This window comes from Bradyrhizobium sp. Leo170 (genome assembly GCF_004296405.1).
GTDB lineage: Bacteria > Pseudomonadota > Alphaproteobacteria > Rhizobiales > Xanthobacteraceae > Bradyrhizobium.
On sequence record NZ_PSRR01000342.1, the window covers coordinates 1 to 9,450 of the forward strand.

Below are 9,450 nucleotides of genomic sequence, written 5' to 3' on the forward strand. Positions count from 1 at the left end.
GCCCCACGACTCCAGCTACCAGCTTTCGTTTCTTCGGCGATAAATTTTTGGGAGTTGGCATTTCACTTCTCGCCCGGAGCGGGCGGGCCTTCTTCGGTTGTTGAACGCGCCATTGCGTTTCATCATCATGCTCGAAGTCTTGGCAGTCTAACGCCGCGGCAAGGCGGCCGGCTTTGATGCACGTCAATCGATAAGTATGCTGACGATCGGTGCGTCGATCGAGCGCAGACAAGGATCAGCTTTTGAGAAGCGTTGGCGTTTGCGGAAAAATCTCAGCGCCCGAGACGGTCTCGTTCAAAACACCCGACAATTGCTCTCTGTGAACGTTGCGTCGCCGCGCGGGAAGAGGTCTGCTGGATCGTGAAGGCCTCACGATCCTGCTCGCGGATCAATCGATCGAGCTTGCGCTGGAAGTCTCCGATTTCGCCACTGTGCTGCAGGTGGGCAGGAGCGTGCTGTCAGGCACAGCCGCGGCGCTGGCGCAGGACCCGCAGGTGCAGAAGGCTTATCTCGGCGGGTGAGGTGGAGATCTGTAGGATGGATAGAGCGCAGCGTAATCCACCATCTTCTTCGCAGCGTTCGGCTGGCGGCGGGTTACGCTTCGCTAACCCGCCCTATCCATGCGCATCGAGGTGAAGAGACGCGCGCAGCTAATCGCATCTCAACAATCCGTTTCCCCAGAGGACCAATTTACTTAGTTTATTGCTATCGGGTTTCCCCTTTGCCTAGTTTTTCCGGTGCTGGGAGAGCAAAGCCAATGAAGGACATGCAGGCGCACTTGGAGAAGCTTCGAAATGAAGCTGAGGAGTGCGATCTAATCAGCAAGCTCGCCACCAACGCGACCAAGAAAGCATTGTTTGCCAAGCTTGCTGAACATTACCGAGCGCTGGTTAAGGAAGTTGAGCAAGCCATAGCGGCTTCCTCGGTAGATCGAAGTGGTTGAAGCCGGCGGTTCAATGACTCGCCAACCCTGCCAATAAGGCATAGGCTCTAGGCTGCCCCTCAGTGGGGGCGACGGGCACGAACCCGCGCATCTGCGAGGTGAGCAAATGCCCAATCGAAACTCGCGGAGGCGCTGGGGCTAAGCGCAGTTCGCCGGGGCAGGGCGCGCGCCTCGACGCTCGCTTTGCCCTTACGTGGACAGCCGCTTGATGGTCTTGATGGCCTGATTGGGGCCGCGCCAGCCTAGGAACTCAAGCTCCTTTTTCTCAAGCGCATCCGTCGCGAGAAAGAACTGCTGAATCTCTTGGTGCGCTCGCGAGGGAAGATGCCGGATGTCCTTTAGATCGGTCTCGAGCGGAGTGCGGTCGGGCACGGCGAACAGGCGATCGTTTCTCTCTTTCTTGCGCTTGCCTTTCTGTTCGACTTCGAGAATCCCGATCGGTCTGCATCGCAAGACCACGCCGGGATAGGATTGCGCATCGTGAATCACTAGGACGTCGAGCGGATCACCGTCCTGCGCCTTGGTCGATGGGACAAAGCCCCAATCGTACGGATAGCGGAGGCCGGCCATCAGAGGCTTGGCGAGCGTAAACGCACGCAGCTCCGGATCGAAGTCGAGCTTGCAGGTGCTTCCGCGAGGGGTCTCGATCACTACAAAGATGTGGTCGTCGTCTGCCCAGGTTGGAAGCTCAAAAAGGTTCGTCATCTCATCTTCCTTGGGCTGCACCGACGGTGTCTGCCATCCGGGCTCCTCGCATGCCCATCGGCTTCGGCGTCCCGGTTGTGGTATCGCGCGCGGTCTGGTGCTCCATCTCGGCGTCGATCTCGGCCCCCAGAAGGATGACGATCGCTGACATCCAGAGCCAAGTCATGAAGCCGATGACGGCGCCGAGCGAGCCGTAGGTCTCGTTGAAATTGCCAAAGTTGGCCGTGTACCAGGAGAACAACCCCGAGCCGGCGAGCCACAGCAGGGCGGCTATTGCGCTGCCCCACGTGATCCACCGCCACCGGGGTGTCTCGCGGCTGGGACCGTAACGATAGACAACGGCGAGGGCGAACGTGAGGATCAGGTACATCGCCGGCCACCGTCCCATGCGGACGAGCATGTCGCTCGTATTGGGCAGGCCGACGTAGTTGAGGATTACAGGCACCGCGACGATGGAGCCGAGGGCAGCCAGGATGAAGAGGACCCCGCTGATGGTGAAACCGAGCGACATTGCATTCAGTGTGAGGAAGCCGCGCTTTTCTTCTTCGCCATGGATGATATTCAGTGTGTCAAAAAGCGCCTTCATCGCCGCATTCGCGCTCCACAGCGAAATCGTCAGACCGATCAGAAAGGTCAAGCCAAGCGTCTGCAAGCCCTTGGACACGACCCGCGTCAACTGTTCGTGCGCGACGTCGATGGCCCCGCCGGGCAGAAATCCGCCGAGCTGATCGAGCTGCCGTGCTATCGTCGAAGGATCCGAGAATAGTCCATACATTGCGACCAATGCCGCGATGGCCGGAAAAATGGCAAGTATGCTGTAGTAGGTCATTCCCGCTGCGAGGGCCAATACTCGGTGCTTCGATATGTTCGCATACACGCGCAGAACGATGTCTTTCCAGCCCGAAGCAGGAATCTCAGAAGGCCTCGTTGCCCGACGACCGCGGTCGTCGTTTCCGAGTGGTTCGCCCTGAACGCTACGGCCGGTCGGTGTATCAGCCGAACGCTCCTTCGTTGCTGGGAAGAGATATTCCGATGCGAGCGCAACGCCCAACAAAGCTACCAGCGACGCAACGGTCCAGGCGCCCGACGGCGGATGGGGACCCTCTGTATTTGCTCGCCTGATGTGCATCGCCTCGTTGCCGTTTTCAGCGTCTTGTTCGAGGTAATGTGCATGTTCCGAAGAACGTTCCTTAGATATCTGGAGGACCCATTTAACTAGGTAAATGCCTAGCCGATGATCGCGTGCCGAGCCCATCGCGCTCTAGGCCGCTTCCGACACCTCCTCTTCCTCGGCTTCGAGATTGATCACCGAGGTGGCCAATTCTGTCAGCGCTTGATCGGTCGCCTCTTCCTCGGCGAGGGTGGCCTGGAGCAGCTTTGCCGCATCCGTCATGCCGAGTTCTTCCGCCCAAGTCCGCAGGGTCCCGTAGCGGGAGATTTCGTAGTGCTCTATCGCCTGCGCTGCGGACAGAAGGCCGGCATCGAGTGCTGGCATTCCCTTGAAGTCGCGCATGATCTCAGCGCCTTCATCGGTGATGCCATTGATGGCCTCGCATGTTTTGCCGCGGGCCGGCTTGCCAAGCATCCGGAAGATCTGATCCAGCCGCTTCACCTGTCCATGGGTCTCGCGCAGATGTTTGTTGAAGGCGTTCGCAAGCTCTCTCGAGTGCGCGGCTTTCGCCATCTTCGGCAAAGTCTTGATGATTTTGTTCTCGGCGAAATAGATGTCCTTGAGCGTCTCGTGGAAGAGATCGCTCAGCTTCTTCGGTTGTCGCGTCCGCCGGGAAGTCGCTCGCTTTTTCTTCGCGCGCTTGGCCATAAGTCCTCCGGTGTGAATATGCAGCAGGAGGACGGCATATGTCCTCTTCGGCCAATCAACCTGCGGGCACTCCAAAGGTTCCTAAGCCTCCAGCGAGGAGACGCCGACCGACCCGCGCGAGCGTCGGCGTCCGGATGCCATCCTGCGGCTGCTCGTCCGGATACAATGTCATCGAAGGATAGAAGGCAGCATGACCGATAGAGCTGCAACCCTGTCGATCGACCAGGCGGAGTGGCGCACGCTGTTCCTCAAGATCATCCAGCATCTTGCAAACTTCGCGCGCTGTCGAGCGGGCCGCGTCGAGGTGATATCTGTAGGATGGGGAGAGCGCAGCGAAACCCATCAATTGCCGCGGCGGGTTTCGCTGCGCTCTACCCATCCTACGAGATGTCATTGCGAGCGCAGCGAAGCAATCCATGTCTCCGCGTGCAGCGGCATGGGTGCTCCTCGCAATGACGGTGACGCTTACTCCGCGGCTTCCTTTACGGAACGCTCTTCCCGATGCTCCCCCTCGTCCTCTGCATCGGTCGAGCTGCTCCAGCCGGCGAACAGATTGGAGAGCTTGTCGAGATAGAGGTAGACCACCGGCGTCGTAAACAGCGTCAGCGCCTGGCTGACGATCAGGCCGCCGACCATGGCGTAGCCAAGCGGCTGGCGGATTTCCGAGCCCGTGCCGGTGCCGAGCATCAGCGGCACGCCGCCGAGCAGCGCCGCCATCGTCGTCATCATGATCGGGCGGAAGCGGAGCAGGGCGGCCTGCCGGATCGCGGCCTCCGGCTCCAGGTGATCGTCGCGCTCGGCCGCGATCGCGAAGTCGACCATCATGATGCCGTTCTTCTTGACGATGCCGATCAAGAGAATGATGCCGATCAGTGCGATCAGGCTGAAGTCGAAGCCGGCCGCCATCAGGATCGCGAGCGCGCCGACGCCGGCCGACGGCAGCGTCGACAGGATGGTGATCGGATGGATGTAGCTCTCGTAGAGGATGCCGAGGATCAGGTAGACGACGACCAGTGCCGCGAGGATCAGTAGCGGCACGGTGCTCAGCGATTGCTGGAACGCCTGCGCGGTGCCCTGGAAGCTCGAATTCAGCGTCGGCGGCGCTCCCAGGTCGACCATCGCCTTCTGCACCGCATCGGTCGCCTGTCCCAGCGCGACGCCCTGCGCCAGGTTGAAGCTGATGGTGATCGCCGGGAACTGGCCCTGGTGGCTGATCGACAGCGGCCGCACCGGCACGCTGGTCCAGGTCGCAAAAGTCGACACCGGCACCTGCTCACCGGTCAGCGGCGATTTCAGATAGATCTTGTTCAGCGTGTCGATGCTGGCCTGCAGCTCGGGCAGCACTTCCAGGATCACGTGATAGCTGTTGAGCTGGGTGAAATATTGCGTCACCTGGCGCTGGCCGAACGCGTCATACAGCGTGTCGTCGATGAGCTGCGGCTGGATGCCGTAGCGCGAGGCGGTGTCGCGGTTGATCTTCAGTTCGAGCGTGGTGCCGTTGGTCTGCTGGTCGGTTGCGACGTCGCGCAGTTCCGGCAAGGTCTGCATCTTCGCCAGGATCTTCGGCGCCCATTCGTTCAGCTCGGCGAGATTGGCGTCCTGCAGCGTGAATTCGAACTGGGTGCGGGTCGGTCGGCCGCCGAGGCGAACGTCCTGCGCCGCCTGCATGAACAATCTGGCGCCTTCGACCTGCTCGAGCTTCGGCCGCAGGCGTGCGATGATCTGCTGCGCATTGGCGGAGCGCTGGTCGCGCGGCTTCAGCGTGATGTACATGGCGCCGTTATTGCCCGCCCGGCCGCTGCCGCCGATGGCCATCGCCACCGTCGCGACGTCAGGATCGGCGAGCGCGATCTTGCCGAGCGCTTCCTGCTTGCGCTTCATGTCGACGAAGGAAATGTCCTGGTTGGCTTCCGAGGTCGCGGTGATCAGGCCGACATCCTGCTGCGGGAAGAAGCCCTTCGGAATGATAACGAACAGATAGACCGACAGGCCGAGCGTCGCGAAGAAGATCATCAGCGTCGTGAACTTCCAGCGCAATGCGAGGTCGAGCACGTTTTGATAGCCCCGGAGTATGGCGTCGAAGCCACGCTCGCTGATCTGGTAGAAGCGGCCGTGCTTGGTCTCGCCATGGGCGCGCAGGAAGCGCGAGGCCATCATCGGGGTCAGCGTCAGCGACACGAACATCGAGACGAAGATCGTCATCGCCAGCACGACCGCGAATTCGCGGAACAGGCGCCCGATGATGCCGCCCATCAGGAGCAGCGGGATCAGCACCGCGACCAGCGAGATGCTGATCGAGACGATCGTGAACCCGATCTCGCTCGCGCCCTTGAAGGCGGCCGCCATCGGCTTCTCGCCTTCCTCGATATAGCGCGTGATGTTCTCCAGCATCACGATGGCGTCGTCGACCACGAAACCCACCGCAATGGTCAGCGCCATCAGGGACAGGTTGTCCAGCGTATAGCCGAACACCCACATCAGCGCGCAGGCACCGAGCAAGGCGAGCGGCACCGTCACAGTCGGGATGACCGTGGCCCAGAAGCTGCGCAGGAAGACGAAGATCACCATCACGACCAGCCCGATCGTGAGCAGCAGGGTGAACTGCACGTCCTCGACCGCGGCTCGGATCGTGGTGGTGCGGTCGCTGATGACGTCGATTTTGATCGCCGGCGGGATCGCGGCGACCAACCGCGGCAAGGTTGCCTTGATCTTGTCGACGGTGTCGATGACGTTGGCGCCGGGTTGTTTGAAGATGACCAGGAACACGCCGCGCTGGCCGTTGGCCCAGGCCGCCTGCTTGGCGTCTTCCGGACCGGCGACGGCTTGGCCGATATCGCGGATTCGCAAGGGGCCGCCATTGCGGTAGGCGATGATGACGTCGTTCCAGGGGGCAGCCTTCAGGAGCTGGTCGTTGGCGTAGATCGTATAGGCGCGGGTGTCGCCGTCGATATTGCCCTTGGGGCTATCGACGGTTGCGCTGGTGATCGCGGCGCGTACGTCTTCCAGCGACAGGCCCTTTGCCACCAGCTTGCCCGGATCGATCTGGACCCGCACCGACGGCTTCTGCTGGCCGCCGATGATGACCTGCGCCACGCCGGAGATCTGGCTGATCTGCTGCGCAAGCTGCGCGTCGACGGCATCGCTCACCTCGGTCAGCGGCAGCGTCTCCGAGGTCGCCGACAACAGCATGATCGGGGAGTCCGCCGGGTTGACCTTGCGGTAGGTCGGCGGCGACGGCAGGTTCTTCGGCAGTTGTCCGCTCGCCGCGTTGATGGCGGACTGGACGTCGTTGGCGGCGCCGTCGATGTTGCGGTTGAGGTCGAACTGGATGGTGACCGCCGACGTCCCGAGATAACTCGTCGAGGTCATCTGGGCCACGCCGGGGATCTGCGCGAACTGGCGTTCCAGTGGCTGCGCCACCGAGGTCGCCATGGTTTCCGGGCTGCCGCCCGGCAAATTCGCGGTGATCTGGATGGTCGGGAAGTCGACCTGCGGCAGCGGCGCGACCGGCAGCAGCGGATACGCCACGAGGCCGACAAAAAGAATGCCGGCCATCAGCAGCGAGGTGCCGATGGGGTAGCGGATGAAGGGAGCGGAAATGCCGTAGCTCATTCCGGCTTCACCTTGGATTGCGTCGGATCCGAGCTCGCGACCGCAGTGCTCACGAGCACGCCGGGCGAAACTTTGTATTGGCCTGAGGTAATCACCTGCTGGCCCGGCGATAACCCCTCATCGACGACGGATTTGCCGTCGATCGAGTAGCTGACCTTGATCCGGTGCAGCTCGGCCTTGTTCTCCTGACTGACAGTATACGCGTAAAGTCCGTCCGTGCCATGCTGGACGGCATCGTCGGGAACCACGGTCGCGTCCTTGAGCGTCCGGACCAGGAGCCGCGTCGACACCGACTGGCCCGGCCACAGCGCGTGGTCCTTGTTCTCGAACACCGCCTTCAGGCGGATAGTTCCGCTGGTCGTATCGACCTGGTTGTTGATCAGCGCAAGAACGCCTGTGGAGAGGAGGCGCTTGCCGTCGGTGGAGTAGGCGATCGTCTTGGGCGGGGAGGCCGCCAGCGCCGCCTTGATGTCAGGCAATTGGTCCTCGGGCGCGGTGAAAATCACCGCGATCGGCTCGATCTGGGCGATCGAGACGATGCCGGTCTGGGTCGCGGCATTGACGATGTTGCCGACATCGACCTGGCGCAGGCCGGCGATCCCGGTGATCGGCGCCTTGACGGTCGCGTAATCGAGCTGCGTCTGCGCATTCGTGATCGCCGCATCGTCGGCGGCGATTTGCGCCGTCAATTGCGCGACCATGGAGCGCTGGGTATCGGTCTGCTGGCGGGTGGCGAACTCGCCGAGCCGGGTGAAACGCTGCAGATCGAGCTTGGCGTTGGCGAGATTCGCCTCATCCTGCTGCTTTTTGGCCGTGGCCTGGTCGAGCGCGGCCTGATACGGGCGTGGATCGATCTCCACCAGGACGTCACCCTTGTTGACGAGCTGGCCTTCCTGGAAGGCGATCTTCATGATTTGTCCGTCGACGCGGGTGCGGACCTGGACGGTGTTAAAGCCCTGCACGGTGCCAAGGCCGGTCAAATAGACCGGGAAATCGGCGGTCTCGACGCGTGCAATCCGAACCGGGACGGGCGGACGGGCAGCGGCAGCAGTCTTTTGTCCGTCAGCTTTGGTGTGCCCCCCGCCATAGCGCTGCCAACCAAGATAGCCCGCGGCGCCGATGGCGGCGACCAGCAGCACCCAACCTATCGTTCGTGACTTGGACATGCACGCTCATGGGTTCGAAGACAATTATAGGTGTTTAAAACCGTTCCGGGGAACCCATATAATACGTCAGCACTTAATGCGTACACACACTAACACTTGAGAATCCTAAACATTTGGAAAGGTTTAGAAGCATGATCCGGAAGAGTGGAAACCGGCTTTCCCTCCCGACAAATGCGAGCGCTTGCGCGGATCATGCTCAAACAAAGAGATGAGATCGTGACCAGATCCCGTCCAATCGGATCACGATCTCGGACCGCGTTCCTGGAGCCCTTGATGCGCCTGTTGAAACCGACATGTCGCTCGATCTGAAACGCCAGCTTGTTTCGCAGCTTGTCGAGAGTTCGCGGCTGTTGCGCAACTATATCGACCATCGTGCGAAGACGCGCGGCACCACACGCGCGCAATGGATCGTGCTGTTTCGGCTGCGGGAGCAGGAGGGGCTGTCGCAGGTCGACCTCGCCGATGTGCTCGAATTGCAGCCAATCTCGCTGGTGCGGCTGCTTGACCGCCTGGTCGAGCACGGACTGCTCGAGCGCCGGCCTGATCCGAAGGACCGCCGCGCCAACCGGTTGTTCCTCACCGATCGCGGCCGCCAGCTCGTCGACGATCTCGACAGCCTGCGTGATGCGATCGCAACCGACGTGCTGCACGACATTCCCGATCAGAGGATCGAAGCCAGCCTTCAGACGCTGCGGGACCTCAAGGATCGCATCAAGTCGCTCGGCGAAGGCCCGGACGTCGCGGTGAAATAGAAACTTCTCTTCACCTCTCCCGCTTGCGGGAGAGGGAGTATCGAGCCGGTTGAATCCGGACTCGATGTCGTCCATATCGCAGCCCGCGAGCGAAATCGGGGTGAGCGATGGACGAGCTGAACGGACGCATGATGGCCTGTCAGATCCTGATCACGGGATTGATCGCGCGCGTTGCCAACGAGCAGAAGGATCCGCTGCGTTTCCTCACCGATTTCCGCGACGAGATCAAAGCGGTGGTGAATGGAGTGAATATTGCAGGCGAGAACACCGATCGCGTGCGTCAGGTCGCACAGCGGACGGTGGATGAATTGTTCTCATTGATGAAGCCGCCGAGCGCCGATTAAGCTTCGTTCGTGACCGAACCATGCGGTGATTGATTTCGCAGCGGTTTTCCCGCTCTTTAGAATCGTTATTAGAATAATTTCAAACAATCAGATTAGAAGCGTTCTGATC

Annotated in this window: 10 protein-coding genes; 4 read left to right on the plus strand and 6 right to left on the minus strand. The window is 61.1% G+C overall.

Annotation, left to right across the window (positions count from 1 at the left end):
• On the minus strand, positions 1 to 232 hold a 232-nt coding region (locus CWO89_RS47230; protein WP_207234641.1), incomplete at its 3' end, for a hypothetical protein.
• Positions 233 to 326: 94 nt separating this feature from the next.
• Here CWO89_RS47230 and CWO89_RS35945 point away from each other — a divergent pair.
• Positions 327 to 521: a P-loop NTPase family protein gene (locus CWO89_RS35945; protein WP_245476731.1), complete on the plus strand. Its 195-nt coding sequence runs from the start codon at positions 327 to 329 to the stop codon at positions 519 to 521.
• 236 nt (positions 522 to 757) lie between these two features.
• A complete protein-coding gene (locus CWO89_RS35950) occupies positions 758 to 943 on the plus strand; it encodes a hypothetical protein (RefSeq protein ID WP_130583154.1) in 186 nt (61 codons plus the stop codon).
• Positions 944 to 1,132: 189 nt separating this feature from the next.
• Here CWO89_RS35950 and CWO89_RS35955 read toward each other — a convergent pair whose 3' ends face one another.
• The 5 genes from CWO89_RS35955 to CWO89_RS35975 form a co-directional block, all read right to left on the minus strand.
• A complete protein-coding gene (locus tag CWO89_RS35955; RefSeq protein ID WP_245476732.1) occupies positions 1,133 to 1,669 on the minus strand; it encodes an inorganic diphosphatase in 537 nt (178 codons plus the stop codon).
• A complete protein-coding gene (locus CWO89_RS35960; protein ID WP_463702877.1) occupies positions 1,650 to 2,477 on the minus strand; it encodes a YihY/virulence factor BrkB family protein in 828 nt (275 codons plus the stop codon). The genes CWO89_RS35955 and CWO89_RS35960 overlap by 20 nt, the downstream gene beginning before the upstream one ends.
• 432 nt (positions 2,478 to 2,909) lie before the next feature.
• Positions 2,910 to 3,467, minus strand: a complete 558-nt coding sequence (locus CWO89_RS35965; protein ID WP_130583155.1) for a YciE/YciF ferroxidase family protein — start codon at positions 3,465 to 3,467, stop codon at positions 2,910 to 2,912.
• A 465-nt stretch (positions 3,468 to 3,932) separates the two neighbouring features.
• On the minus strand, positions 3,933 to 7,079 hold the full coding sequence (locus CWO89_RS35970; protein ID WP_130583156.1) for an efflux RND transporter permease subunit: 3,147 nt from the start codon (positions 7,077 to 7,079) through the stop codon (positions 3,933 to 3,935).
• Positions 7,076 to 8,245 carry an efflux RND transporter periplasmic adaptor subunit gene (locus tag CWO89_RS35975; RefSeq protein WP_130583157.1) on the minus strand — a complete coding sequence of 390 codons (1,170 nt, stop codon included), beginning with the start codon at positions 8,243 to 8,245 and terminating at the stop codon, positions 7,076 to 7,078. Before CWO89_RS35975 ends, CWO89_RS35970 begins: the two co-directional genes overlap by 4 nt.
• 293 nt (positions 8,246 to 8,538) lie before the next feature.
• On the opposite strand from CWO89_RS35975, the gene CWO89_RS35980 reads away from it, so the two are divergent.
• Both CWO89_RS35980 and CWO89_RS35985 read left to right on the plus strand, forming a co-directional pair.
• On the plus strand, positions 8,539 to 8,997 hold the full coding sequence (locus tag CWO89_RS35980; RefSeq protein ID WP_130583158.1) for a MarR family winged helix-turn-helix transcriptional regulator: 459 nt from the start codon (positions 8,539 to 8,541) through the stop codon (positions 8,995 to 8,997).
• 107 nt (positions 8,998 to 9,104) lie between these two features.
• Positions 9,105 to 9,341, plus strand: a complete 237-nt coding sequence (locus tag CWO89_RS35985; RefSeq protein WP_028164590.1) for a hypothetical protein — start codon at positions 9,105 to 9,107, stop codon at positions 9,339 to 9,341.
• Positions 9,342 to 9,450 lie beyond the last annotated feature (109 nt).